This is a genomic window from Streptomyces sp. NPDC055955 (assembly GCF_042270245.1).
GTDB lineage: Bacteria > Actinomycetota > Actinomycetes > Streptomycetales > Streptomycetaceae > Streptomyces.
The window spans coordinates 128,967-153,594 of record NZ_JBHJYS010000018.1 but is presented as its reverse complement, the minus strand read 5'-3'; the positions used below and the strand labels follow the sequence as shown (position 1 = coordinate 153,594).

At 69.5% G+C, this 24,628-nt stretch carries 26 protein-coding genes; 10 read left to right on the top strand and 16 right to left on the bottom strand.

Annotation, left to right across the window (positions count from 1 at the left end; genetic code table 11):
• The first annotated feature begins 1 nt into the window (after position 1).
• The 3 genes from ACFC96_RS31285 (at position 2) to ACFC96_RS31275 (ending at position 2,925) form a co-directional block, all read left to right on the top strand.
• Positions 2 to 772: an ABC transporter permease gene (locus tag ACFC96_RS31285; RefSeq protein ID WP_376615255.1), complete on the top strand. Its 771-nt coding sequence runs from the start codon at positions 2 to 4 to the stop codon at positions 770 to 772.
• Positions 773 to 895: 123 nt separating this feature from the next.
• Entirely contained in the window at positions 896 to 2,071 is a 1,176-nt protein-coding gene (locus ACFC96_RS31280) for an ABC transporter ATP-binding protein (protein WP_376258219.1), read from the top strand.
• Positions 2,068 to 2,925, top strand: a complete 858-nt coding sequence (locus tag ACFC96_RS31275) for an ABC transporter permease (protein WP_376258217.1) — start codon at positions 2,068 to 2,070, stop codon at positions 2,923 to 2,925. Before ACFC96_RS31280 ends, ACFC96_RS31275 begins: the two co-directional genes overlap by 4 nt.
• 72 nt (positions 2,926 to 2,997) lie before the next feature.
• On the opposite strand, the gene ACFC96_RS31270 is transcribed toward ACFC96_RS31275, so the two are convergent.
• On the bottom strand, positions 2,998 to 3,339 hold the full coding sequence (locus tag ACFC96_RS31270) for an ATP/GTP-binding protein (RefSeq protein WP_376258215.1): 342 nt from the start codon (positions 3,337 to 3,339) through the stop codon (positions 2,998 to 3,000).
• Positions 3,340 to 3,552: 213 nt separating this feature from the next.
• On the opposite strand from ACFC96_RS31270, the gene ACFC96_RS31265 reads away from it, so the two are divergent.
• Entirely contained in the window at positions 3,553 to 4,581 is a 1,029-nt protein-coding gene (locus ACFC96_RS31265; RefSeq protein WP_376615253.1) for an LLM class flavin-dependent oxidoreductase, read from the top strand.
• 99 nt (positions 4,582 to 4,680) lie between these two features.
• On the opposite strand, the gene ACFC96_RS31260 is transcribed toward ACFC96_RS31265, so the two are convergent.
• On the bottom strand, positions 4,681 to 5,073 hold the full coding sequence (locus ACFC96_RS31260; RefSeq protein ID WP_116509837.1) for an SCO5389 family protein: 393 nt from the start codon (positions 5,071 to 5,073) through the stop codon (positions 4,681 to 4,683).
• Between the two features lie 243 nt (positions 5,074 to 5,316).
• On the opposite strand from ACFC96_RS31260, the gene nucS reads away from it, so the two are divergent.
• Positions 5,317 to 5,988, top strand: a complete 672-nt coding sequence (gene nucS / locus ACFC96_RS31255; protein WP_376258211.1) for an endonuclease NucS — start codon at positions 5,317 to 5,319, stop codon at positions 5,986 to 5,988.
• A 72-nt stretch (positions 5,989 to 6,060) separates the two neighbouring features.
• On the opposite strand, the gene ACFC96_RS31250 is transcribed toward nucS, so the two are convergent.
• From ACFC96_RS31250 to ACFC96_RS31240, 3 genes are all read right to left on the bottom strand, one after another.
• Entirely contained in the window at positions 6,061 to 8,643 is a 2,583-nt protein-coding gene (locus tag ACFC96_RS31250; RefSeq protein WP_376615252.1) for an ATP-binding protein, read from the bottom strand.
• Positions 8,644 to 8,860: 217 nt separating this feature from the next.
• The gene (locus tag ACFC96_RS31245; protein ID WP_329570262.1) at positions 8,861 to 9,184 is read right to left on the bottom strand and encodes an STAS domain-containing protein; all 324 of its coding nucleotides are present in this window, start codon (positions 9,182 to 9,184) and stop codon (positions 8,861 to 8,863) included.
• 167 nt (positions 9,185 to 9,351) lie between these two features.
• Positions 9,352 to 10,200 (bottom strand): 3-hydroxyacyl-CoA dehydrogenase family protein, encoded by an 849-nt coding sequence (locus tag ACFC96_RS31240; protein WP_376258208.1) that lies wholly within the window; start codon positions 10,198 to 10,200, stop codon positions 9,352 to 9,354.
• A 134-nt stretch (positions 10,201 to 10,334) separates the two neighbouring features.
• Between ACFC96_RS31240 and ACFC96_RS31235 the strand changes: the two genes are divergently transcribed.
• Positions 10,335 to 10,601 carry a hypothetical protein gene (locus tag ACFC96_RS31235; RefSeq protein ID WP_376615250.1) on the top strand — a complete coding sequence of 89 codons (267 nt, stop codon included), beginning with the start codon at positions 10,335 to 10,337 and terminating at the stop codon, positions 10,599 to 10,601.
• A 13-nt stretch (positions 10,602 to 10,614) separates the two neighbouring features.
• Positions 10,615 to 11,187, top strand: coding sequence for a cob(I)yrinic acid a,c-diamide adenosyltransferase (locus ACFC96_RS31230; protein WP_376258206.1), 573 nt, complete (start codon positions 10,615 to 10,617; stop codon positions 11,185 to 11,187).
• On the opposite strand, the gene ACFC96_RS31225 is transcribed toward ACFC96_RS31230, so the two are convergent.
• The gene (locus ACFC96_RS31225) at positions 11,184 to 11,729 is read right to left on the bottom strand and encodes a hypothetical protein (RefSeq protein ID WP_376615248.1); all 546 of its coding nucleotides are present in this window, start codon (positions 11,727 to 11,729) and stop codon (positions 11,184 to 11,186) included. The genes ACFC96_RS31230 and ACFC96_RS31225 overlap by 4 nt on opposite strands.
• A 170-nt stretch (positions 11,730 to 11,899) precedes the next feature.
• Between ACFC96_RS31225 and ACFC96_RS31220 the strand changes: the two genes are divergently transcribed.
• The 3 genes from ACFC96_RS31220 to ACFC96_RS31210 all read left to right on the top strand — a co-directional run bounded on the left by ACFC96_RS31220 (position 11,900) and on the right by ACFC96_RS31210 (position 15,748).
• Positions 11,900 to 13,093, top strand: a complete 1,194-nt coding sequence (locus ACFC96_RS31220) for a sensor histidine kinase (RefSeq protein ID WP_376615246.1) — start codon at positions 11,900 to 11,902, stop codon at positions 13,091 to 13,093.
• Entirely contained in the window at positions 13,090 to 13,743 is a 654-nt protein-coding gene (locus ACFC96_RS31215; protein ID WP_376258201.1) for a response regulator, read from the top strand. Before ACFC96_RS31220 ends, ACFC96_RS31215 begins: the two co-directional genes overlap by 4 nt.
• 175 nt (positions 13,744 to 13,918) lie before the next feature.
• Positions 13,919 to 15,748, top strand: a complete 1,830-nt coding sequence (locus tag ACFC96_RS31210; protein ID WP_376258199.1) for a glycosyl hydrolase family 18 protein — start codon at positions 13,919 to 13,921, stop codon at positions 15,746 to 15,748.
• A 185-nt stretch (positions 15,749 to 15,933) separates the two neighbouring features.
• Here ACFC96_RS31210 and ACFC96_RS31205 read toward each other — a convergent pair whose 3' ends face one another.
• From ACFC96_RS31205 to ACFC96_RS31160, 10 genes are all read right to left on the bottom strand, one after another.
• Positions 15,934 to 16,383, bottom strand: coding sequence for a DUF2550 domain-containing protein (locus tag ACFC96_RS31205; RefSeq protein ID WP_376258197.1), 450 nt, complete (start codon positions 16,381 to 16,383; stop codon positions 15,934 to 15,936).
• A gap of 189 nt (positions 16,384 to 16,572) precedes the next feature.
• Positions 16,573 to 16,947, bottom strand: a complete 375-nt coding sequence (locus tag ACFC96_RS31200; protein WP_116509861.1) for a F0F1 ATP synthase subunit epsilon — start codon at positions 16,945 to 16,947, stop codon at positions 16,573 to 16,575.
• Positions 16,948 to 17,089: 142 nt separating this feature from the next.
• The gene (gene atpD / locus ACFC96_RS31195) at positions 17,090 to 18,532 is read right to left on the bottom strand and encodes a F0F1 ATP synthase subunit beta (RefSeq protein ID WP_376258195.1); all 1,443 of its coding nucleotides are present in this window, start codon (positions 18,530 to 18,532) and stop codon (positions 17,090 to 17,092) included.
• Positions 18,532 to 19,452 carry a F0F1 ATP synthase subunit gamma gene (locus ACFC96_RS31190; RefSeq protein WP_376258194.1) on the bottom strand — a complete coding sequence of 307 codons (921 nt, stop codon included), beginning with the start codon at positions 19,450 to 19,452 and terminating at the stop codon, positions 18,532 to 18,534. Before ACFC96_RS31190 ends, atpD begins: the two co-directional genes overlap by 1 nt.
• A 20-nt stretch (positions 19,453 to 19,472) precedes the next feature.
• Positions 19,473 to 21,065 (bottom strand): F0F1 ATP synthase subunit alpha, encoded by a 1,593-nt coding sequence (gene atpA / locus ACFC96_RS31185; RefSeq protein WP_376258192.1) that lies wholly within the window; start codon positions 21,063 to 21,065, stop codon positions 19,473 to 19,475.
• Positions 21,066 to 21,185: 120 nt separating this feature from the next.
• Positions 21,186 to 22,007: a F0F1 ATP synthase subunit delta gene (locus ACFC96_RS31180; RefSeq protein WP_376258190.1), complete on the bottom strand. Its 822-nt coding sequence runs from the start codon at positions 22,005 to 22,007 to the stop codon at positions 21,186 to 21,188.
• Positions 22,004 to 22,552: a F0F1 ATP synthase subunit B gene (locus tag ACFC96_RS31175; protein WP_266674194.1), complete on the bottom strand. Its 549-nt coding sequence runs from the start codon at positions 22,550 to 22,552 to the stop codon at positions 22,004 to 22,006. The genes ACFC96_RS31180 and ACFC96_RS31175 overlap by 4 nt, the downstream gene beginning before the upstream one ends.
• A gap of 37 nt (positions 22,553 to 22,589) precedes the next feature.
• Entirely contained in the window at positions 22,590 to 22,829 is a 240-nt protein-coding gene (atpE, locus tag ACFC96_RS31170) for an ATP synthase F0 subunit C (protein ID WP_326774080.1), read from the bottom strand.
• A gap of 77 nt (positions 22,830 to 22,906) precedes the next feature.
• Positions 22,907 to 23,677: a F0F1 ATP synthase subunit A gene (gene atpB, locus ACFC96_RS31165; protein WP_266676634.1), complete on the bottom strand. Its 771-nt coding sequence runs from the start codon at positions 23,675 to 23,677 to the stop codon at positions 22,907 to 22,909.
• Between the two features lie 273 nt (positions 23,678 to 23,950).
• A complete protein-coding gene (locus ACFC96_RS31160) occupies positions 23,951 to 24,400 on the bottom strand; it encodes a hypothetical protein (protein WP_376258187.1) in 450 nt (149 codons plus the stop codon).
• Positions 24,401 to 24,628: the final 228 nt, after the last annotated feature.

Genomic DNA, 24,628 nt, shown 5'->3' with positions numbered 1-24,628 from the left:
GATGGCCACGACCCAGGTTCTCCGGTCCGAGTGGACCAAGATCAGGTCCGTCGCTTCGACGGTGTGGACGCTCGGCCTCGCGGCGGTCCTGACGATCGCGCTCGGCGTGCTGATCTCGATCCTGTCCAGGAACGAGTTCAACAACATGAACACGAGGGACCGGCTGTCCTTCGACCCCACGTTCATCAGCTTCGCCGGGATGAGTCTCGGTCAGCTCGCGATGATCGTCTTCGGTGTCCTCGTCGTCTCGAACGAGTACAGCACCGGGATGATCCGTACCTCGCTCGCCGCAGTCCCCCAGCGCGGCACGTTCCTGTTCGGCAAGGTCGCCGTGGCCACCGCCCTGGCGTTCGTCGTGGGCCTCGCCACGAGCTTCATCGCGTTCTTCCTCGGGCAGGCGATCCTCGGCGCGCACCGGGCGCAGATCGGTGACCCGGGCGTCCTGCGCGCGGTCATCGGCGGTGGCCTCTACATGACGCTCATCGCCATGTTCTCGATGGGCGTCGCGTCGATGCTGCGCAGCCCGATGCTGTCGCTCGGCATCCTGATGCCGTTCTTCTTCCTGATCTCGAACATCCTGGGCAACGTCTCGGCGACGAAGAAGATCGGCCGGTTCCTGCCCGACCAGGCCGGCAGCAAGATCATGCAGGTGGTGACGCCGATCGACGACGACACTCCTTACGGGCCGTGGGGCGGCCTGGGCATCATGGTGATCTGGGTGATCCTGGCCCTGTTCTTCGGATATGTGGTCCTCAAGAAGCGGGACGCATAGGGGTTCCGGGCAGCTCCAGGAGCTTTGCCTCGTCTTGGCCGGAACCGTCAGCGCCCCGATAGCCTCCTAACCCTTACGGGGGCGTGTGCCCCGATGTCCTGAACCTTTCGATGGGTGCGGAGAATGATCGAGGCAGTCGGCCTGACGAAGCGCTACGGCGCCAAGACAGCCGTGTACAACCTTTCCTTCCAGGTCCGGCCGGGTACGGTGACCGGCTTCCTGGGTCCGAACGGGTCCGGCAAGTCGACGACCATGCGCATGATCCTCGGTCTCGACCAGCCGACGACCGGCCAGGTGACCATCGGCGGCTACCCGTACCGCAAGCTCCCCAACGCCCCGCGCCAGGTCGGCGCCCTGCTCGACGCCAAGGCGGTGCACGGCGGCCGGCACGCCCGTAACCACCTGCTCTGCCTCGCGCAGCTGTCCGGCATCCCGGCCCGGCGCGTGGACGAGGTGCTCGGCGTCGTCGGCCTCCAGGACGTGGCGAAGAAGCGCTCCAAGGGCTTCTCGCTCGGCATGGGCCAGCGCCTCGGCATCGCGGCCGCGCTGCTCGGCGACCCTCAGGTGCTCCTCTTCGACGAGCCGGTCAACGGCCTCGACCCGGAGGGCATCCTCTGGGTCAGGAACCTGATGAAGTCGCTCGCCGCCGAGGGCCGCACCGTCTTCGTCTCCTCCCACCTGATGAGCGAGATGGCGCTGACCGCCGAGCATCTGATCGTCATCGGCCGCGGGCAGCTCCTCGCCGACATGAGCGTGCGGGACTTCATCTCGCACAACTCGGCCGACTTCGCGCGGGTGCGCACGCCGGAGACGGAGCCGCAGCAGCGCGAGAAGCTGACGGCCGCGCTGACCGAGGCGGGCGGCCAGGTGCTGCCCGAGCAGGACGGCGCGCTGCGCGTCATGGGCCTGCCGCTCCCCCGCATCAGCGACCTGGCGCACGGCGCCGACGTACGGCTGTGGGAGCTCTCGCCGCACCAGGCCTCGCTGGAGGAGGCGTACATGCGGATGACGCAGGGCGCCGTCGACTACCGCTCGACCGTCGACCAGCGTGCCGGTCTTCAGCAGCAGCTCCCGCCGGGCGCGATGCCGCAGCAGCAGTTCCCCGCGCCCGGCCAGGGCCAGCCGGACTGGTACGCGCCGCCGCCGCCCCAGCAGGGCGGTCAGCCGTTCGCCCCGCCGCAGGCCGTACCCGGCGGGCCGAACCCGTACGCCGCGCCGCAGCAGCCGCCGGCCGCACCGCCCGCGGCACCCGCAGCCCCTGCCCCCGCCGACCTGAACAAGCCCGAGGACCCCCGATGACGACGCCGCCCCCGCAGCCGGCTCCGCAGGCCTACGCCCAGCAGAGTGCGCCCAACTGGCAGGGCGCGCCCGGCACTTCGTACACCTCGCCCATCCCGGTCACGCGCACGCACCTGGGGCACGCGCTCGCCTCGGAGTGGACGAAGATCAAGTCGGTGCGCTCCACGCTCTGGACGCTCGGCATCTTCCTGTTCCTGGTCCTCGGCGGCGGCCTGTTCGTCTCCGCGCAGACCGAGGACCTCAACTACCAGGACCTGCCCTTCACGTTCCCGGCCTTCATCGGCCTGCTGCTCGGCCAGATCTGCCTGATCACGCTGGGCGTCCTCGTGACGTCGTCGGAGTACGGCACCGGCATGATCCGCACGACGTTCACCGCTTCTCCGCAGCGCTACCGGGTGTTCGCCGCCAAGATCCTGGTGTTCTTCGCGGTCGCGTTCGCCGTCTCCGCGGGCTCCATCCTGCTGGTGGGCCTGCTCACGTCGTCCATGCACAGCGGCCCCGAGGCGGGCGACCTGAGCTGGGGCGGCACGGTCCTCAAGGGCGGGCTCTACGTGTCCCTGCTCGGCGTCCTCGGCCTCGCCGTGGGCTCCATGCTGCGGCACTCGGCGGGCGCGATCACCGCGATGCTCGGCATCGTGCTGCTGCCGTCGATTCTGCCGGTCTTCCTGATGATCTCGCGCAGCACACGGACGCTCGGCGAGAAGATGCAGGAGTACAACGCCATCAACGCTCTCGCCAAGATCTTCGGCGCGGACGGCGGGAGCACGGGCGGGTCCCAGGTGTGGCTGCTCGTCGGCGTCACGGCCGCGGCCGTGGTCGGCGCGTTCGCGCTGCTCGAGCGGCGCGACGTGTAGAGCCGTCGGCCCCAGGGTCTTCCGTCCGCAGCGGGCCGGACCGCCGGGCGGACGGGAATGTGACGACAGGCCCTAGTAGCGAGGCGCGTTCCTGGACCGCTGCACCCGTGTGGTGCGGCGGTCCTTCGCGTTCCAGCAGGCCTTGTGCCAGTGCCGGCGCTCGTCGACGCCCGAGTGCTCGGGCCAGGCCACCACGTGCGCGACCCCGGAAGGGATCTCCTGGTCGCAGCCGGGGCACCGGTACGTCTTGCCTGCCGCGCTCGCGCCCGCGACCTGACGCACGCTCCACTCCTCGCCCTGCCAGCGCTCCGTGCGCTCGAATCCGCCGTAGCGGCTGCCCTGTTCCTCGTCCGGCACCTTGCTGGACGGTCGGCCGCCGCGACGGGGCGACGTCTGGTTTCGGCGCGGGGACACCGGCTCTCCTCTAGGACTTGTACAGGTGCCTGCACAGGGACTGGGACTCACGTCCAGCGTACGCGGACGCCTGTCGGGTACCCGCACACCGTCACCCTCATGAGTTCTCCGGAAAATCTGCCAATCTCCATGGCAAGCCGTGCCCTTGGCACTTGTCAGCCGTTAATGCCGGTAGGGGAGTGCCGCGTCGGCGCCAAGAAAGGCAGGAGTGCGATGCGCGTAGGAACTTTTGTACTGGCGGCCCAGTTCCCCGGCCAGGGACAGGGGGAGGCGCTGCACCGGGCGGTGCGGTCCGCCGAGGTGGCCGAGGAGGCCGCGCTCGACGCGGTCTGGCTGGCGGAGCACCACTTCGTGCCGTACGGCACCTGTCCGTCCGCGGTGACGCTCGCCGCGTTACTGCTCGGCCGCACCCGGCACATCCGCGTCGGCACGGCGGTCAGCGTGCTGCCGACCGCCCATCCCGTCGCCCTCGGCGAGCAGGCGGCGCTGCTGCACGTGACCTCCGGCGGCCGCTTCTCGCTCGGCGTCGGCCGCGGTGGCCCCTGGGTGGACCTGGAGGTCTTCGGCTCGGGAATCGAGGCGTACGAGAAGGGGTTCCCGGAGTCCCTGGACCTGCTGCTGCGCTGGCTGCGCGAGCCCCGCGTCGAGGCCGCGGGGGAACGGTTCGGCTTCCGCGAGGTCGCCGTGGTCCCGCGCCCCGACGAGGCGCTGAACTCCCCCGACGGTCCCGAGGTGGTGGTCGCCTGCACCTCACCGAAAAGCGTGCGCCTTGCGGCGGAGCGCGGCCTTCCGATGCTGCTGGGCATGCACTGCGGGGACCAGGAGAAGGCCGAGATGGTCTCCCTGTGGCGCACGCACGCGCGGGCCGCCGGCCGCAGCCCGGAGGAGATCCGTGCCGCGGCGCACGTCTCGGCCGGAGTGGCCCAGATCGGCGACCGCGAGGCGCAGGCGCGCGAGACGCTCCTCAAGGCGATGCCCGGCTGGCTGAAACAGGGGCTCGACGCCCATGTGACGGTGGACGGCCGCACGCGCTCCATGCGGGACCCGGTCGCGTACACGGAGCTGCTGTGCGGGCTGCACCCGGTGGGGACTCCCGAGCAGTGCGCGGACCGGCTCGCGGCGACGTCGGAGCGCACGGGCATCACGCGGTTCGCGCTGCTCGTCGAGGGCTCCGGCGATCTCGCGGCCACCGAGGAGAACGTGCGCAGGCTGGGCGCCGAGGTACTCCCCCAGCTGCGCTGAGACCTGTCACCGCCGTGCGGCCCGTAGTCCACCGCCCCGTACTTGTGCACCTCCCGCGTACGGAGCGGCAGACCATCCGATTTCGCCCTCAACCGGCTGTCAGCAGTCCCTGAGTTCAGGGGACTGGTTCAACAGCTGATTGCGGGCCGAGGTGAAGCGGGCCAGTGTGCCGTCCACCGACGGGTCCTGTGGGAACACCGCTAGACGGTGGCAGTTCTGGAAGGCCAGCCGTACACCGAAGTGCCGCTGCAGCGCGCCACGAATCGCGTCACTCGCGAGCGCACGCAGCAGCTGCCCACGTGCCTGCTCGTCCGGCGGAGGCGTCTGGTTGTCGGCGAAGTCTCCGCCGTCGACCTTCAGCTGGGCCACCAGGGAGCTGATCATCTCCCATGCGTAAGGCAGGGAGGTCCGGACGCAGTCGACGAAGTCAGCTTCGTCGACCTCGCCTCGCTCGGCCTGTTCCAACAGTGCCGGTGAGACGTCGAGCGACATGGGTTCTCCTCTCGCACCCCCGCGGGGAGCGGGGGCTGACGGGCAGGTAAGGAGCGCGCGACGACGTACGACCACGAACACGCTGCGTACAGGCGTCGCGACCTCCCGCTTATACGGTAAGCAACGTCCGGGGCCCGCAACAGGGGATCGCAGGCACAGTCGGTCCACAACCGGCCAATAACGAACCCGGTAGTTCCAGGGCGAATCGCGTGGACCACCGGTCGTCGAGTAGCGTTGCCGACCATGCGTCTCGTCATCGCCCGCTGCTCCGTGGACTACGCGGGCAGGCTCACAGCCCATCTCCCGTCGGCTCCCCGCCTGATCCTCGTGAAGGCGGACGGCAGCGTCTCGATCCACGCGGACGACAGGGCCTACAAACCCCTCAACTGGATGTCCCCGCCCTGCACCCTGAAGGAGGGCACGGGCGAGGACAGCGGCACCTGGACCGTCATCAACAAGGCGGGCGAGAAACTCATCATCACGATGGAGGAAGTCCTCCACGACTCCTCGCACGAACTGGGTGTGGACCCGGGCCTGATCAAGGACGGCGTGGAAGCGCACCTCCAGGAGCTCCTCGCCGACAGGATCGACACGCTCGGCGAGGGCTACACGCTCATCCGCCGCGAGTACCCGACGGCGATCGGGCCCGTCGACATCCTGTGCCGGGACGGTGACGGCGCGACCGTGGCCATCGAGATCAAACGCCGTGGCGAGATCGACGGCGTGGAGCAACTCACGCGCTATCTCGAGCTGTTGAACCGCGACCCGCACCTCGCCCCGGTGCGCGGCATCTTCGCCGCCCAGGAGATCAAGCCGCAGGCGCGCGTCCTGGCCACGGACCGCGGCATCGGCTGCACGGTCCTGGACTACGACGCCCTGCGCGGCATCGAGGACGACAAGCTCCGCCTGTTCTGATCCGTCAGGCACGACCGAGGGCCGGGTTCACGGGAACCCGGCCCTCGGTCATGTGCTGCGTACGTACGGCCGTCAGATCGTCGACGAGGCGCCCGGCCCGCTGGGCGAACCCGGCGCGCCGTCCGCCGGGCCGCTCATCGCGGAGCTGCCGCTCGGCGCCGGGCCACTGGCCGAATCCGACGTGTCCGGGGACGACGGCGTGGTGGACGGCGGCTCGGGCGACGACGGCGGCGGGGAGCTGGTCGGCGGCTTGGACGTCGGCGGCTTCGACGTCGGGGGCTTGGACGTGGGCGGCTTGGTGGACGGCGGCTTCGACGCGGTCGGCTTGTCCGACGGCTTGCCGGAGGGCTTGTCGCTCGGCTCGTCCGACGGCTCGCCGCTCTCGGACGACGGTCCGGTGCTGGGCGTCGGGTCGTCCGACGTATTGGGGATGCCGTCCTTGCCCGGGTCGGCGGGCCGACGGGTGGACCCCGCGTCGCCGCCCTGGTCCGCCTCGCCGGAGCCGATCCCGCCGCCGTCCTCGCCCTGCGAGGCCGACGGGTTCACGTTGACGCTGTCGGACGGGGTGTCGTTGTTCGACGTGGCGCCGAGCGTCACGACGGTGCCGAGGACCGCCGCGAGGAGGGCTCCGGCGCCCGCGGCCACGAGGTTGCGCCGCGTGCCGGTGAGGACGGCACGACGGGCGCCGCCGGTCTTGGCACCGAGGCCGGGCTGCCGGGCCTGCCGGGAAACCAGCGTGTCGGGCTCCGGGAGCGGCGGCGCGGGCGGCGCGAACGCGGCCGGCACCCCGCCGGGGGGCGACGCCGATTCCTCGTAGCGTGCGGCGGGGACCTCTTCGCCCGCCGCCGTGCGCCCGCCGGGGAGCGCGCCGCCGGAGCGGTCCGCGACAAGGGCGAGGGCGCGGCGGCCCGCGATGGTGCCCCGCTTGTCGGCCAGCGCGCCGCGCAGGGCGATGGAGGCCTCCAGCTCGGCACGGGCCCGGTCCAGCTGCCCGCCGAGCAGCGCGAGGATGCCCAACTCATGGTGGAAATAGGCCTCTTCGGCCACTTCGCCGGAGAGCCGCGCGGCCTCCTGGCCGGCCCGCAGGCACCGCTCCCACATGGTCCAGCTGAGGCCTGCGGCGAACGCGGGCGCGGCGGTACGGGCGAGCAGCACCGCGACGCTGCCCTCCTCGTCCGGACCGGCCGGCGTCGCGACGGGGACGAGGACGGTCAGCGCGGCGAGCAGCGCGTCGGCCTCGGCCGCGACCCGCTCGGGCCCGACGGAAGGGTGTCCGGCCCACCACGCGTAGTGCTGGGCGGCGGTGTGTGCCCGGTCGCCGGTGTCGTCGGCGTATCCCGCGGTCGCCAGCTGTTCCTGTACACCGCAGGCCAGGCGGTAGCGGCCGCCGACCGGGGTGACGAGGGCGCAGCCGACGAGTTCGGCGAGGGCCGCGTCGGCGTGGGTGTCGCCCACGAGGGCGGGCAGGTGGGCCTGGTGCGGTATCTCGCCGCCGAGCGCGACGGCGAACCGCAGAGTGGCGCGGGCCGATTCGCTGAGCCGGGACGCGAGCAGGGCCGCGGGCGCGGCGCCGTCGGCGAGCGAGGGCAGCGGCACGTCGTGGCCGTCCTCGGCGTCGAAGGGCGCGTCCACGGACGGAGCACCGGGCCCTCCGAAGGAGCCGAACCCGTCGAAGGCGTCGAAGGCGTCCGGGTCGGCGCGCAGCTGGTCGCGCTGGCGCAGGAGCGCGCCGGCCTGCACGAAGCGCAGCGGGAGCCCCTCCGACTCGAACCAGAGGTCGCCGGCCCAGTTCGCCTCCTCGTCCGTGAGGACGCGGCCGACGGACCGCTCCAGGAGTTCGAGGCCGCCGCCGCGGCCGAGGCCACCGAGGAAGACCTCTTCGAGGTGCGAGTCGGCGGACGGCGCGGCGACATCGGGGGTGGCCGCGACCAGGAAGGCGCACTCGGGCGTCGCTTCGAGGAGCTCGTCGAGCGCGGCGCCGCCGAACTCGAGGTCGTCGAGGACGACGACGGCACCGATGTCGTGGACGAGTTCGAGGAGCAGGGCGCGGTCGGGGCGGTGCAGCGGCGCGTCGTACACGACCGCGAAGAGGTCGTACAGCAGGTCGTTCGACGAGCGGCGGTGTCCGGAGAGCCGGACGACGCCGTCGGGCGCGATGTCCGCGCAGTCCTCGGCGACGGTGTCGAGCAGCGCGGTGCGCCCGGAGCCCGAGGGTCCGGTGAGCCGCACGGAACGCCCGCGTGCGAGGAGCCGGACGAGCCGCTCGTGCTCCTCCTGGCGCTCCAGAAGCGGCAGCCGGGGCAGCGGGGGTCCGGCCGGCAGCGGCGGACGGGCGGCCCGGGCCATCTCGGCGCGTTCCGCCGGTGCGTACTTGGCGGGCCGTCCCGGCCGCTCCCCCGGCGGGCAGGGCTCGATCTCGCTGCCGTCGACGGGGTTGACGGTGAGCAGGAAGTCGCCCGACACGAGCTGCACGGTGCGGGCGACCCCTTGTGCGGGCTGGCCGAAGTCAGGCGTGAGGGGATCCCTGGGCGGGCGCGGGCGGCTCGCCCGGGTGTCGCTCTCGCCGTCGTGGCGGCCGCGGTCCGCGCGGTCGTAGGGATCTCCGCCGTACGGATCGTGCCCGAAGTCTTCCGGTCCCCGGTTCATCGGGTCCATGGTCAAAGCCCCCCAAAAGCGTGGTGTGCCGATGCCCCTCCCGGCCTGTGCACACTGCGCTGTCGCTTCTGGTCCGGTGCCCGCGAGTGGGTTCGTCAATCCGCGGGCGACCGAACCTTAGACCTGGCTCAGTATCGTTGAACAGCCGGGGTGCCGCGTCGTCCGAGACATCACAGTCTCGTGAGGATTGTGGGCGCCGCATACCGGAACACCCGATTCACACCCTGGGCAGTGATTCGACCCCGATGCCGCCCTCGATGGCGAGGATCCGGTGCAGCCGCGTCGCCACCAGGAGGCGCTGCATCTGGGGCGGCACACCCCGCAGCACGAGCCTGCGGCCGCAGCGTCCGGCCCGCCGGTGGGCACCCATGATGACGCCGAGACCCGTCGCGTCCCAGGAGTCCAGCTCTGACAGGTCGAGCAGGAGGTCGCCGACGCCGTCGTCGAGAGCCGTGTGCAGGACCGTACGGGCGTCCGCCGCGCTGCGGACGTCGAGGCGGCCCCCGACGACCAGCTCGGCGTGGTCGCCCCTGATGTACATATGCGCTCCCCGAGAGTGCTTGTGTGCCGTGATTGCAGTGGTCTCTGTGTCGTACGGCGATCTGGGTATGTCACTGCAACTGACTGGCGCGGGGGCGCAGAAGTTGCCGTCTGTAAGCGAACCGATACCGAATTCACCCCGTGGGGTTACCCGCGGGGTGACGAGAATCAGTGCTTGTAGAACCCCTGCCCGCTCTTGCGCCCGATGTCACCGGCGTCAACCATCCGGCGCATCAGCTCGGGCGGAGCGAACTTCTCGTCCTGGGACTCGGTGTAGATGTTGCCGGTGGCGTGCAGCAGGATGTCGACGCCCGTGAGGTCGGCGGTGGCGAGCGGCCCCATGGCGTGGCCGAAGCCCAGCTTGCAGGCGATGTCGATGTCCTCGGCGGTGGCGACGCCCGACTCGTACAGCTTGGCGGCCTCGACGACGAGGGCCGAGATCAGCCGCGTGGTCACGAAGCCGGCGACGTCGCGGTTGACGACGATGCAGGTCTTGCCCACCGACTCGGCGAACTCCCGCGTGGTGGCGAGCGTTTCGTCGCTCGTCTTGTAGCCGCGGACCAGTTCGCACAGCTGCATCATCGGGACCGGCGAGAAGAAGTGGGCGCCGACGACGCGCTCCGGGCGCTCCGTGACGGCCGCGATCTTCGTGATCGGGATGGCGGAGGTGTTCGAGGCGAGCACGGCGTCCTCGCGGACGATCTTGTCGAGCGCCCGGAAGATCTCGTGCTTGACCTCGAGCTTCTCGAAGACGGCCTCGACGACGATGTCGGCGTCGGCGACCGCGTCCAGGTCGGTGGTCGTGGTGATGCGCCCGAGCGCGGCCTCCGCGTCCTGCGCGGACAGCTTGCCCTTGCTCACGAACTTGTCGTACGAGGCCTTGATGCCGTCGGTGCCACGGGTCAGGGCGGCGTCGGTGACGTCGCGCAGGACGACGTCCCAGCCCGCCTGCGCCGAGACCTGGGCGATTCCGGACCCCATGAGTCCGGCTCCGATGACGGCGAGCTTCCCTGCCACTGTGCGACTCCCCTTACCCGCTGACCGCGTACCACTTGCAACTGACCGCTAACCGCTGTTCACGTATCTCTCCGGCGGACATTAGCGTCCGTGAGGGGTCGTGGGGCCGCGAAGTAATGCGCGTCACGTCTCGAATGACGGACATCACACCGGACGGGCCACCAGGGGCCGCGCACGGCGTAGTTGAGCACCGGCCCGCCCGGGAGACCCTCCCTCTCGTCGAGCCGGCCGAGTGCTTGGCGGGAGCGGCGGCGACTTCACGAGGCAGCCCGCGCGGGACGGGCCTCGGCCGCGGACCCGCCGCGCTCACGGGCGCGCACGAAGCGGGAGCGGTCGCCCTCGCCCCGGCGGCGCTCGCCGTGACGGTCGGCACACGTGGCTTCCGCGGGGCGGCCGCGTAACTACGCTGACCCCATGGTCAATCTGACGCGTATCTACACCAGGACCGGCGACCAGGGCACGACCGCCCTCGGCGACATGAGCCGGACCGCCAAGACCGATCTGCGGATCTCCGCCTACGCCGACGCCAACGAGGCCAATGCCGTCATCGGCACGGCGATCGCGCTCGGCGGGCTGGACGAGGAGGTCGTGCAGGTCCTCGTACGGGTCCAGAACGACCTGTTCGACGTGGGGGCCGACCTGTCGACGCCCGTGGTCGAGGAACCGAAGTACCCGCCGCTGCGCGTCGAGCAGTTCTACGTCGACAAGCTGGAGGCGGACTGCGACCGCTTCAACGAGCAGCTGGAGAAGCTCCGGTCCTTCATCCTGCCCGGGGGCACTCCTGGTGCGGCGCTGTTGCACCAGGCGTGCACCGTGGTCCGCAGGGCCGAGCGCTCCACCTGGGCGGCGCTCGAGGTGCACGGCGAGTCGATGAACCCGCTGACCGCGACGTATCTGAACCGCCTCTCCGACCTCCTGTTCATCCTGGCGCGCACGGCGAACAAGGAGGTCGGGGACGTGCTCTGGGTCCCGGGCGGCGAGCGCTAGCGGTCGAGGGCGGGCGCCTTCTTCGGGAACAGCGTGTAGCTCAGCGCGATCACGAGGTTGAGTCCGATCACGAAGAGCATCTTCTGCTGCCACATCCGCAGCGAGCCGGTGTTCCCGTCGGCGCCCACGTACCAGACGGCGCCCTGGAGCAGGGCGAGCGCGACGACGCAGGCGAGGATCCAGCGCGCGGCCGTCCGCCACTCGTGGGCGGCGCGCGCGGCCCCGTATCTCGGCGGCTTCACCGGGGGCGGTCCCCCGGCGAACCGGTGGGCGACGCGGGCGTCCACCCACCTGACGGTGGAGTGGCCGAGCCCGACGGAGAAGCCGATGTAGACGGCGGCGAGGCCGTGTTTCCAGTCCGGTTCGGCCCCGTTCCTGAGGTCGGTCGCGGTGGCGACGAACAGGACGGCCTCCAGGAGCGGCTCGCACAGCAGGACGCCGACGCTCGTGCGCGGCATCTTCGCCACGTAGCGCAGGGCGAGTCCCGCGGCGAGCAGCACCCAGAAGCCGATCTCGCAGGCGACGATCAGCGTGACGATCACGACGGGCTCCTCGGGACGGGCTGGTGGTCTCCTTCCAGGCTCCCGCCGGTACGGCCGCCGGTCGTCGTCGGCGATGACGAACCGGGACTGCATCCTTCGATGTACGTCGGCCGCCGAGGCCCGCCCGCCGGGCGCAGGCGCCGCCTCGTCCGGCCGTATTCAATGGGTGCATGCCCCTGCCCCTGTCCCGTCCGCACCGCGACGACGTCCGCATCGCGGCGGTCGGCCTGCTCGGCGGTCTCCTGCTGTGGGCGCTCGGCCTGACCAACAGCCAGGGCTGGCGGGCCCTCGGCGGCGCCTGGCTGCTGGTGCCGCTGTGCGCGATGGCGGGCCTGGAACTGCTGCGCAGGACCGCGCCTCAAGCCGCCCTGGTCCTCGGCACCCTCGTCCTGATCGCGGACCAGTTCACGCCCGGCAGTCTCGCGACGACGCTGATGTTCACCGACCTCGTCTACGCGGCCGTCCTGTACGGCACCCCGGCCGCCGCCCGCCGCATCCCGGTGACCACGGCGCTGATCACCATCGCGGCGGCCCTGGGGTTCCTGGCCTGGTTCCGCAGGCCGGAGGCGCTTTTGATCGGGGTCGTGACCGGGCTCGTGTCGTTCGCGCCCGCGGCCACCGGCGTCCTCGTACGCAACCATCGGGAGGCCGCCGAGTCCGCGCGGCTGCGCGCCGAACAGACCGCGCTGCTCGCGGAGATGGACCGCACGCAGGCGGTCGTCGCCGAGCGGGCACGGATGGCCCGCGAGCTGCACGACATGGTCGCCAACCATTTGTCGGCGATCGCCATCCACTCCACGGCCGCGATCTCGCTCGACGACGCACGGACCACGCGGCAGGCGCTGACCGTCATCCGCGAGAACAGCGTGGCGGGCCTCGCCGAGATGCGGCGCCTCATCGGCATCCTGCGGGACGACAGCGGTGACTGCCGGGGCGAGCCCGTCGCCGCGCCCACACTGGACGGCCTCGGATCCCTCGTCGAGCAGTCCCGCACCAACGGCCTCGACGTCGCGCTCAGCGTCGGCGAAGGCGTCGGCGGCCTGCCCGCGCCGATCGAGCTCGCCACGTACCGCATCGTGCAGGAATCCCTCACGAACGCGCTCAAGCACGGGTCGCACGGCACCGTCTCCGTGGCCGTCCACCGCACCGACGGGGCCCTGACCGTGCGGGTGACCAGCCCGTACGGGGATCTGGACGGCCCGCGCGCACCCGGCTCCGGCGCCGGGCTCATTGGGATGCGCGAGCGCACCGCTCTGCTGCGCGGCACGTTCGAGGCGGGTCCCGGGAGCGGGCCCGACGGGAAGATCTGGCAGGTCAGGGCCGAGCTGCCCGTCGACCCGGCCGACGAAGGAGTGAGCGAATGACCACGACGATCCGGGTCCTTGTCGCCGAGGACCAGTCCGCCGTACGGGCGGGGCTGGTCCTGATCCTGGGCAGCGCCCCCGACATCGAGGTCGTCGGGGAGGCGGCGGACGGCGAGCAGGCGGTGGCGATGGCGCGCGCACTTCGGCCGGATCTCGTCCTCATGGACATCCAGATGCCGCGCCTGGACGGCGTCTCGGCGACCCGTCAGGTGGTCTCCGAGGGGCTCGCGGACGTGCTCGTCCTGACGACGTTCGACCTCGACGCGTACGTGTTCGGGGCGCTGCGCGCGGGCGCCGGCGGGTTCCTGCTGAAGAACACCGAGGCGAAGGACCTGATCGAGGGGGTCCGCACGGTCGCGCGGGGTGAGGGGCTGATCGCTCCGGCGGTGACCCGCAAGCTCATCGCCGAGTTCGCGGCAAAGCCCGTGCGCCCGGAGCCGGGGCCCGCGCCCGCGGGGCTCGACACCCTCACGCGCCGGGAGCGGGAGGTGCTTTCCTGCCTCGGTGACGGGTTGTCGAACGCGGAGATCGCGACGCGTCTGGGGATGGCGGAGGCGACGGTGAAGACGCACGTCAGCAGGTTGCTCGGGAAGCTGGAGCTGCGCAGCAGGGTGCAAGCGGCCGTTCTGGCACAGGAGTTGGGACGGTGAGAGGTCAATTCCTGTAATTGGTTTAGACCTTGACCGCTGGTCCAGACCTTTCTATTCTCACGGCACTGCGGTGAGCTCAGCCATGCACATGACCAGCACGGCGACGCTCACGGGCGGCGCAGGGTTTTACCCCCGTCATGTCCCCCGGATATCACCCGAGGAGCACCCCTTGCGCTTGAGACTCAGACAGAGAGCCGTGGCAGGCCTCACCACCCTGCTGCTCCCGGCCGCCGCCCTCGTCGGCCTCGCCACCCCCTCCCACGCGGCCGCCGCCGCGAGCACCGCCACCGCGACCTACGTGAAGACCCAGGACTGGGGCACCGGCTTCGAAGGCAAGTGGACCGTCAAGAACACCGGTACCACGGCCCTCAGTTCATGGACCGTCGAGTGGGACTTCCCCTCCGGCACCAAGGTGACTTCCGCCTGGGACGCCACGGTCACCAACTCCGCCGACCACTGGACCGCCAAGAACGTCTCCTGGAACGGCTCGCTCGCCCCCGGCGCCTCGGTCTCCTTCGGGTTCAACGGCTCGGGCCCCGGCGCCCCCTCCGGCTGCAAGCTCAACGGCGCCTCCTGCGACGGCGGTGACGTCCCCGGCGACGCGGCCCCCTCCGCGCCCGGCACCCCCACCGCCTCCTCCGTCACCGACACCTCGGTCAAGCTCGCCTGGACCGCGGCCACCGACGACAAGGGCATCAAGAACTACGACGTCCTGCGCGACGGCGCCAAGGTCGCGACGGTGACCGGGACTTCGTACTCCGACACCGGTCTCGCCGCCGGCACGGACTACTCGTACACCGTCCAGGCCCGTGACACCGCCGACCAGACCGGCCCCGCCTCCGGCTCGGTCAAGGTGCACACGACCGGCGGCGGCACCGACCCGGGCCCCGGCGGCAAGGTCAAGCTGGGGTACTTCACCGACTGGGGCGTCTACGGACGCCAGTACTTCCCCAAGAACCTGGAGACCTCAGGGTCCGCCGCGAAGGTCACCCACATCAACTACGCCTTCGGCAACGTGCAGAACGGCCAGTGCACGATGGGCGACTCGTACGCCGACACGGACATGGCGTACACGGCCGCCAACTCCGTCTCGGGCGTCGCCGACACCTGGGACCAGCCGCTGCGCGGCGCGTTCAACCAGCTGCGCCAGCTCAAGGCCAAGCACCCGAACCTGAAGATTCTCTGGTCGTTCGGCGGCTGGACCTGGTCCGGCGGCTTCGGCCAGGCCGCGCAGAACCCGGCCGCGTTCGCCGACTCCTGCTACAAGCTGGTCGAGGACCCGCGCTGGGCCGACGTCTTCGACGGCATCGACATCGACTGGGAGTACCCCAACGCCTGTGGCCTGTCCTGCGACACCTCGGGCCAGGACGCCCTGAAGAAGCTGGCGTCCGCGCTGCGCGCCAAGTTCGGCTCCAACAACCTGGTGACGGCGGCGATCACGGCCGACGCGTCCACCGGCGGCAAGATCGAGAAGAACGACTACGCGGGCGCGTCCCAGTCCTTCGACTGGTACAACGTCATGACCTACGACTTCTTCGGCGCGTTCAACGCCCAGGGTCCGACAGCCCCGCACTCCCCGCTCACCTCGTACACCGGCATCCCGCAGCAGGGCTTCGACTCCGCCGACGCCATTGCCAAGTTGAAGGCCCAGGGCGTCCCGTCGGGCAAGCTCCTGCTCGGCATCGGCTTCTACGGCCGCGGCTGGACCGGCGTCACACAGAAGGAACCGGGCGGGACCGCGACCGGCCCCGCCGCAGGCACCTACGAGCAGGGCATCGAGGACTACAAGGTCCTCAAGACCAAGTGCCCCGCCAACGGCACCGTCGCCGGCACGGCCTACGCGTACTGCGGCAGCGACTGGTGGTCCTACGACACCCCCGCGACCATCAACTCCAAGATGGCCTGGGCCAAGAGCCAGAACCTCGGCGGAGCCTTCTTCTGGGAGTTCAGCGGTGACACCACCAACGGCGAGCTGGTGACCGCCATCGACGGCGGCCTGAAGTAGCAGCACCGGGCCGCACATGACGGAAGCCGGGTGAACGGGGCCGCCCCCTGTTCACCCGGCTTCTCCATGCACAACCTCAGGCCGCATGCACCCTCCACCAACCGGGCTCCGCACCAGGGGTGACCCCCGACCAGCGGGACCCCGAACGCCGCTACGCGACGTTCACCCTCCCCCAAGGAGCTCCACTACGCGACGTTCACCCTCTGTCCCGGGGGAGCCGCCTCCAGCCATGCCAGGAAGCCGGTCAGTGCGTCCTCGCTCATCGCCAGCTCGAGACGCGAGCCGCGGTGCGAGCACCCGAGGACGATCGCGTCCGAGAGCAGGGCCAGCTCCTCCTCGCCCTCAGGCGCGCGCCGCCCCGTCACCTCGATCGCCGAGCGCTCCAGAGTGCGGCGGGGCCTGATCGCGTAGGAGAAGACCCGGAACCACTCGATCCGGTCGCCGTTGTAGCGGGCCACGCCGTAGCTCCAGCCCTTGCCGGAGGCGTCGCCCCCCTCGGGCACGTCCCACCGCAGGGAGCAGTCGAAGGTGCCCCCGGAGCGCTGGATCAGCCGGCGCCTCAGGCCGAAGACGAACAACCCCAGCAATACGAGTACGACGACCGCGACCACGCACAGCACGAGAACGAGGACCATTCGTACCGACCTCCTCGCCTCATCTGATAACGGGCCCGACAGCGGATCCGATAACGGAACTGCAAAATTGACCAAGGATCGCCTCAGCCGCGACCCGGTCCGGAGAGGTTCTCCGGTCCTGGCCGCGGCTGAGTCATGTCACTCCGCGCTCCTCCATAGCCTAAAGGGCCTGGGAGGTACCCCCAGGGCTCAGCGCGTCGCCACCGCACGCAGTCGGACGTCCGCGCGACGCTCGGCGGATGCGTCGGCATCCGACTTCGCGCGCTCGAGCGCCCGCTCCGCACGCTGGACATCGATCTCGTCCGACAGCTCGGCGATCTCGGCGAGCAGGGACAGCTTGTTGTCGGCGAACGAGACGAAACCGCCGTGCACAGCGGCGACAACCGTCCCGCCGTCGCTCGTGCGGATCATCACCGGGCCCGACTCCAGCACACCGAGAAGCGGCTGGTGACCGGGCATGACGCCGATGTCGCCGGACGCGGTGCGCGCGACGACCAGGGTGGCCTCGCCGGACCAGACACTGCGGTCCGCGGCGACGAGCTCGACATGCAGCTCAGCAGCCAAGGTGGGCTCCTCGGGTCACCACCCGGCGGTTTCTGCCGGGTGTTGGGTCAAAGTCTAGTCGGCGTACGGAGAGGGGCGGGACGCACCCTGCGGGTAGTCCCCGCCCCTCTCCCACGAGTCTGTGCTTCCGGAGAAGCCAGAATCAGGAGACGCCGAGCTCCTTGGCGTTGGCCTTCAGGTCCTCGATGCCACCGCACATGAAGAACGCCTGCTCGGGGAAGTGGTCGTACTCACCGTCGCAGATCGCGTTGAACGCGGTGATCGACTCCTCGAGCGACACGTCCGAACCGTCCACGCCGGTGAACTGCTTGGCGGCGTGGGTGTTCTGCGACAGGAAGCGCTCGACGCGACGGGCACGGTGGACAACGAGCTTGTCCTCCTCGCCCAGCTCGTCGATACCGAGGATCGCGATGATGTCCTGGAGATCCTTGTACTTCTGCAGGATCGTCTTGACGCGCATCGCGGCGTCGTAGTGGTCCTGCGCGATGTAGCGCGGGTCCAGGATGCGGGACGTGGAGTCCAGCGGGTCCACGGCCGGGTAGATGCCCTTCTCGGAGATCGGACGGGAGAGAACCGTCGTCGCGTCGAGGTGGGCGAACGTGGTGGCCGGGGCCGGGTCGGTCAGGTCGTCCGCGGGGACGTAGATCGCCTGCATCGAGGTGATCGAGTGACCACGGGTCGACGTGATGCGCTCCTGGAGGAGACCCATCTCGTCGGCGAGGGTCGGCTGGTAACCCACCGCGGAGGGCATGCGGCCGAGCAGGGTCGAGACCTCGGAACCGGCCTGCGTGAAGCGGAAGATGTTGTCGATGAAGAACAGCACGTCCTGCTTCTGCACATCGCGGAAGTACTCCGCCATGGTCAGACCGGCCAGGGCGACGCGAAGACGCGTGCCCGGCGGCTCGTCCATCTGGCCGAAGACCAGCGCGGTCTTGTCCAGAACGCCGGCTTCCTCCATCTCGACCATGAGGTCGTTGCCCTCACGGGTGCGCTCGCCGACACCGGCGAAGACGGAGACACCGTCGTGCAGCTTGGCCACACGGACGATCATTTCCTGGATCAGAACGGTCTTGCCGACACCGGCACCACCGAACAGACCGATCTTTCCACCCTTGACGTACGGGGTGAGAAGGTCGACGACCTTCAGGCCGGTCTCGAACATCTCGGTCTTGGACTCGAGCTGGTCGAAGTCCGGGGCCTTGCGGTGGATCTCCCAGCGCGGGGCCTCCGCGACGCTGGACGCGTCGTCGTTCAGCACGTCGCCCAGGGTGTTGAACACCCGGCCCTTGGTCAGGTCACCGACGGGCACCGAGATGCCGGCGCCGGTGTCCGTCACGGGGGCCTGGCGGACCAGGCCGTCGGTGGGCTGCATCGAGACCGTACGGACCACGCCGTCACCCAGGTGCTGGGCGACCTCGAGGGTCAGCGTCTTCTTCGCGCCCTCGGTGGCCGGGTCGTCGACCTGGACGTGCAGGGCGTTGTAGATCTCCGGCATCGCGTCGACGGGGAACTCCACGTCGACGACCGGGCCGATGACCCGGGCGACGCGGCCCGTGGCAACGGCCGTCTCAACAGTGGTCGTCATTACTTGTCACTCCCCGCGGTCGCGTCGGCCAGGGCTGCAGTGCCGCCGACGATCTCGCTGATTTCCTGGGTGATTTCGGCCTGGCGGGCCGCGTTGGCAAGTCGGGAGAGCGAGTTGATCAAGTCTCCCGCGTTGTCGGTGGCCGACTTCATCGCGCGGCGCGTGGCGGCGTGCTTGGAAGCAGCCGACTGGAGCAGCGCGTTGTAGATACGGCTCTCGACGTAGCGCGGCAGCAGGGCGTCGAGGACGTCCTCCGCCGACGGTTCGAAGTCGTACAGCGGAAGGATCTCGCCGCCCTTGGACTTCGACTCCTCCGCCACCTCTTCGAGGCTGAGCGGAAGCAGACGGCCGTCGATGGCCGACTGCGTCATCATCGAGATGAACTCCGTGTAGACGATGTGGAGTTCATCCACGCCGCCCTCCGCCGAGTCCTTCTCGATCGCCTCGATCAGCGGGCCCGCGACCTTCTTGGCGTCCGCGTACGTGGGCTCGTCGGTGAAGCCCGTCCACTGCTCCGCGATCTTGCGCTCACGGAAGTTGTAGTGGGCGACACCACGGCGGCCGACGATGTAGATCTCGACCTCCTTGCCCTCGGCCTCGAGACGCGCGGTCAGCTTCTCCGCGGCCTTGATGGCGTTCGAGTTGAAGGCGCCGGCGAGACCGCGGTCGCTCGTGAGGAGCAGCACCGCGGAGCGCGTCGCCTTCTCCGGCTCCGTCGTCAGCGGGTGGTTCGTGTTCGAACCGGTGCCGACAGCCGTGACCGCGCGGGTGAGCTCGGTCGCGTACGGCGTGGAGGCCGCCACCTTGCGCTGCGCCTTGACGACACGCGAGGCGGCGATCATCTCCATCGCCTTGGTGATCTTCTTGGTCGCGGTGACGGATTTGATGCGACGCTTGTAGACCCGGAGCTGGGCTCCCATGAGTCAGGTCCCTTCCGTCGTCACTTACCGGCGGCGGCCGGAGCGTCCTCGCCGAGAAGCTTCCCGTCCGAGGTCTCGAACTGCTTCTTGAAGTCCGCGATGGCGTCGGCGGTGGCGGTCAGGGTGTCGTCCGACATCTTGCCGCCCTCCTTGATGGAGGTCATCAGGCCCTGCTCCTTGCGGTGCAGGTAGTCGAGCAGCTCGCGCTCGAAGCGCCGGATGTCCGCGACCGGGACGTCGTCCATCTTGCCGGTGGTGCCGGCCCAGACGGAGACAACCTGGTCCTCGGTCGCCATCGGCTGGTACTGGGGCTGCTTGAGCAGCTCCACCATGCGCTGACCGCGCTCCAGCTGGGCCTTCGACGCGGCGTCCAGGTCGGAACCGAAGGCGGCGAACGCCTCGAGCTCACGGAACTGGGCGAGGTCCACACGGAGGCGGCCGGAGACCTGCTTCATCGCCTTGTGCTGCGCGGAACCACCGACTCGGGAGACGGAGATACCGACGTTCAGCGCGGGGCGCTGACCGGCGTTGAACAGGTCCGACTCCAGGAAGCACTGGCCGTCGGTGATGGAGATGACGTTGGTCGGGATGAACGCCGACACGTCGTTCGCCTTGGTCTCGACGATCGGCAGACCGGTCATCGAGCCCGAGCCCAGCTCGTCCGAGAGCTTCGCGCAGCGCTCGAGGAGGCGGGAGTGCAGGTAGAAGACGTCACCCGGGTAGGCCTCGCGCCCCGGCGGGCGGCGGAGCAGCAGGGACACGGCGCGGTAGGCGTCGGCCTGCTTCGAGAGGTCGTCGAAGACGATGAGGACGTGCTTGCCCTCGTACATCCACTGCTGACCGATGGCCGAACCGGTGTACGGCGCCAGGTACTTGAAGCCGGCCGGGTCGGACGCCGGGGCGGCGACGATGGTCGTGTACTCCAGCGCGCCGGCCTCTTCGAGGGCGCCACGCACGGAGGCGATGGTCGAGCCCTTCTGACCGACGGCGACGTAGATGCAGCGGACCTGCTTCTTCGGGTCGCCGCTGCGCCAGTTGTCACGCTGGTTGATGATCGTGTCGACGGCCAGGGCGGTCTTGCCCGTCTGGCGGTCGCCGATGATCAGCTGACGCTGACCGCGGCCGATCGGGGTCATCGCGTCGACGGCCTTGTAGCCGGTCTCCATCGGCTCGTGCACCGACTTGCGCTGCGTGACCGTGGGGGCCTGCAGCTCAAGGGCACGACGCGCGCTGGTCTCGATCTCGCCGAGGCCGTCGATCGGGTTGCCGAGCGGGTCGACGACGCGACCCAGGTAACCCTCGCCGACGGCGACGGAGAGCACCTCACCGGTGCGCTGCACCGGCTGGCCCTCCTCGATACCGGTGAACTCACCGAGCACGATGGCACCGATCTCGCGCTCCTCGAGGTTGAGGGCGAGGCCGAGGGTGCCGTCCTCGAACTTCAGCAGTTCGTTGGCCATGGCCGAGGGCAGGCCCTCGACCTTCGCGATGCCGTCGCCGGCAAGGGTGACCGTACCGACCTCCTCGCGCGAGGCCGCGTCCGGCTTGTACGCCTGGACAAAGTTCTCCAGCGCGTCCCGGATCTCCTCCGGCCGGATCGTGAGCTCCGCCATCTGGGTTCCCTGCTCTCCTTGTTGGGCCCGAAGTTTTCTTGGGGGGTCTGGGGTCAGCCCCCAGGAATCCTCTGCACGGCCCAACTAGGGCCGTAGGTACTACTACGTTGTGCGAGTCGGCTAGCCGGCCATACGGCGGCTGGCGTCCTCAATGCGGTCCGCGATGCTTCCGTTGATGAGCTCGTCGCCCACCTGCACGTTGATCCCGCCGAGGACCTCGGGGTCCACGTCGAGGTTCAGGTGCATCTGACGCCCGTAGAGCTTTGCCAGGGCGGCGCCCAGGCGCTGCTTCTGCGCATCGCTCAGCGGAACCGCCGTGGTGACGACGGCCACCGTGCGGTCCCGGCGCTCCGCGGCGAGCTTGGACAGGGACTCGAGTCCCCCTTCCAGGCTACGTCCACGCGGCTGGGTCACAAGGCGCTCGACGAGACGCTCCGTGGTGGCCGTGGCGCGACCGCCGAGCAGGCTGCGCAGCAGCTCACCCTTGGCCGTGCCCGTGGCGATACGGTCCGTGAGCGCGGCGCGCAGCTCGGTGCTCGAGGAGACGATCCGGCCGAACCGGAACAGCTCGTCCTCGACGTCGTCCAGCTCGCCCGCCTTCTGCGCCGCGGTCAGCTCGGCGATGCCGGCCAGCTCCTCGACGGAGTCGACCAGGTCGCGCGGGGCGGACCAGCGGGAGCGGACCAGGCCGGCCACCAGGTCGGCGGTCGCACCGCTGACCTGGCCGCCCAGCAGACGCCCCGCGAGCTCGGCCTTGGCCTCACCGGACTGCGCCGGGTCGGTAAGGACCCGACGCAGCGACACCTCGCGGTCGAGCAGCGCGGTGACCGCGGCCAGCTCTCCGGCAAGCTGTCGGGCGTCGACCGAGGTGCTGTCGGTCAGCGCGTCGAGACGCTCACGTGCGGAGGCGAGTGCCTCGCGGCTCGCTCCGTGGGCAGTCATCGAACAGCCTCGGCCTTCTCCTCGAGGTCGTCGAGGAAGCGGTCGATCGTGCGCGACTGCCGGGCGTGGTCCTCGAGGGACTCGCCGACCAGCTTGCCGGCCAGGGTGGTGGCCAGCTGGCCCACGTCCTGGCGCAGCGCCTGAGCGGCGGCCTTGCGGTCGGCCTCGATCTGCGAGTGGCCCGCGGCGATGATTTCCTCACGCTGCCGCTGGCCTTCCGCGCGCATCTCGGCGATGAGCGTGGCGCCCTGCTCCTGCGCCTCCTGGCGCAGACGCGCGGCCTCGTGACGAGCCTCGGCCAGCTGAGCCTTGTACTGCTCGAGCACGCTCTGGGCCTCGGTCTGGGCCGACTCGGCCTTCTCGATACCGCCTTCGATCAGCTCGCGGCGCTCTTCCAGCGTCTTGTTGATACGCGGGAGGAGCTTCTTGGCGAAGAAGAAGAAGACGATGGCGAAGGCAAGCGTGCCAATGAGCAGCTCGGGACCCGGCGGGATGAGCGGGTTCTGCTCCTCCTCGGCCGCGAGTGCAACCAGGTTGGCGATCACATCAGTGCCTTTCGTCGAAAGTGTCAGTAAGAAGTGATTACTTACCGAACACGAACGGCATAACGATGCCGATGAGGGCGAGCGCCTCACAGAAGGCGAAGCCGAGGATCTGGTTGGCGCGGATCAGGCCGGCAGCCTCGGGCTGACGGGCCAGGGCCTGGGTGCCGTTACCGAAGACGATGCCGACGCCGATGCCGGGGCCGATGGCAGCGAGACCGTAGCCGATGGAACCGAGGGAGCCGGTGACGCCAGCGGCGAGTTCGATGGTCGCGGACATGCCGTTACTTCCTTCTCTTTAACGAACCGGTGGGGGTTGGCCACCGGACGACTGAAATATGACGGGACGGGACTGGCTCAGTGGTGCTCGGCGAGCGCGCCCTGGATGTACGTGCAGGCGAGGAGCACGAAGACGTACGCCTGGACGGCCTGCACGAAAAGCTCGAAGAGGATCATGACGACGGTCATGACGAACGAGACGCCCGCGGCCGGGATCATGTAGCTGTTCAGCAGGTACCAGGAGGCCACGGTGAACATGACCAGCATCAGGTGACCGGCGAACATGTTCGCGAACAGTCGCACCGCGTGCGTGAACGGCCGGACGAGCAGGTTCGAGAAGAACTCGATGAACGAGACGAGCCACTTGATCGGGCCGAGCGAGTTGTCGTAGCCCGTGATGTTCTTCCAGCCGCCCACGAAACCGTGGCGCTTGAAGGTCAGCGGCACCCAGATCAGGTAGACGATGACGGCGAGCACGATCGGGTACGCGATGACCGACGACACCGGGAACTGGGCCAGCGGAATCACGGACCACACGTTCATGATCCAGATGAAGAAGAACATCGAGACCATGACGGGGACGTACTTCTCGCCCTCCTTCTTGCCGAGGGTCTCGTAGACGATGTTGCGGCGTACGAAGTCGTACCCCGCCTCACCGATCATCTGGAGCTTCCCCGGGACCACCTTGGCGCGGCCGAAGGCGGCGTAGAAGAGGCTCATGATGACCAGCGTCGTCAACAGGGCAAGCAGCATCACCTTGTTGAACTCGAACCCGCCGACGGTGAAGATCGGCTGGAACAGGAACGAGTGCAGACCGGGAGCCGGAAAGCCGCAGCCGTTGTCGGACAGGATCCGACAGCTCCAGTCAAAGGCGAGCTCAGTCTGGTCAGCACTCACCACGGGCTCCTTCGGCGTGACGCATAGGTACGGCAACCTCGTTGTGTCGTTGCGGCGCGCAGCCGCGGATCGGCACCGGTCTGGTGTTTCGGATGTGGGGGCGGCAGGCAGGCAGTGAGCCTCGCAGTCGAGCAGGCGTCAGCTCAGATGCCCGCGCCCGCAGTGCCGCAGTTGGCACCGGACGATAGCAGTAACGCGAACCCGCACTTATCCCGCCCCTACCCCTCACGAGGACGACCCTGAATTCTGGGGCTTGTCACTCTTCTCGGAGTCTTTCGCCGAGTCGGGATCGATATAGAAAATCTTGGCCTTCATGTGCGCACGCGCCTGCGCGGCCATCCATACGACGGTGGCGGCGACGAGTGAAGCGGCGAAGGCCTTGGGGTTGAACAGCGTCGTGTCCTTGAAGACGGCGACGAAGATCAGAAGCAGCAGCAACTGAGCGACGTAGAGCATCAGCCCCATCGCCTGGAAGAGCTGCGGAAGCGATTTTGCCGTCCGCTGGAGGACGACCTGGCCGAGGCCCATGAAAGCGATCACGACCACCGTGCCGATGACTGCACCGAGAGCCCCCTTGCCGCCGGCGACCACACCACTGATCACGGCGGCGAGCGCGCCGGCAATGGCTGTGGGCACAACGGCCTGAAGGAGGATCCGTGCGTCGTTGGAGGGCATGGCGGCAGCTCCCTTTACTGGGTGGGGGCAGGTTGTCGTCATGGACGAGCGTAGACCGGGGCCGAGAGGGAACTTCGGGCCAATGGGCCGTCGCACTACGGTCCTTCGGCTCTATCCCCGGGTCTCGTGAACGGTATCACAAACTATTTGATGAGGTCTTTACCTGTGTAGTGTGCTCACTGTCACACGTGAGAGGTAATCCGCGCGTCTGTGCAAAAAAGCGGCCAA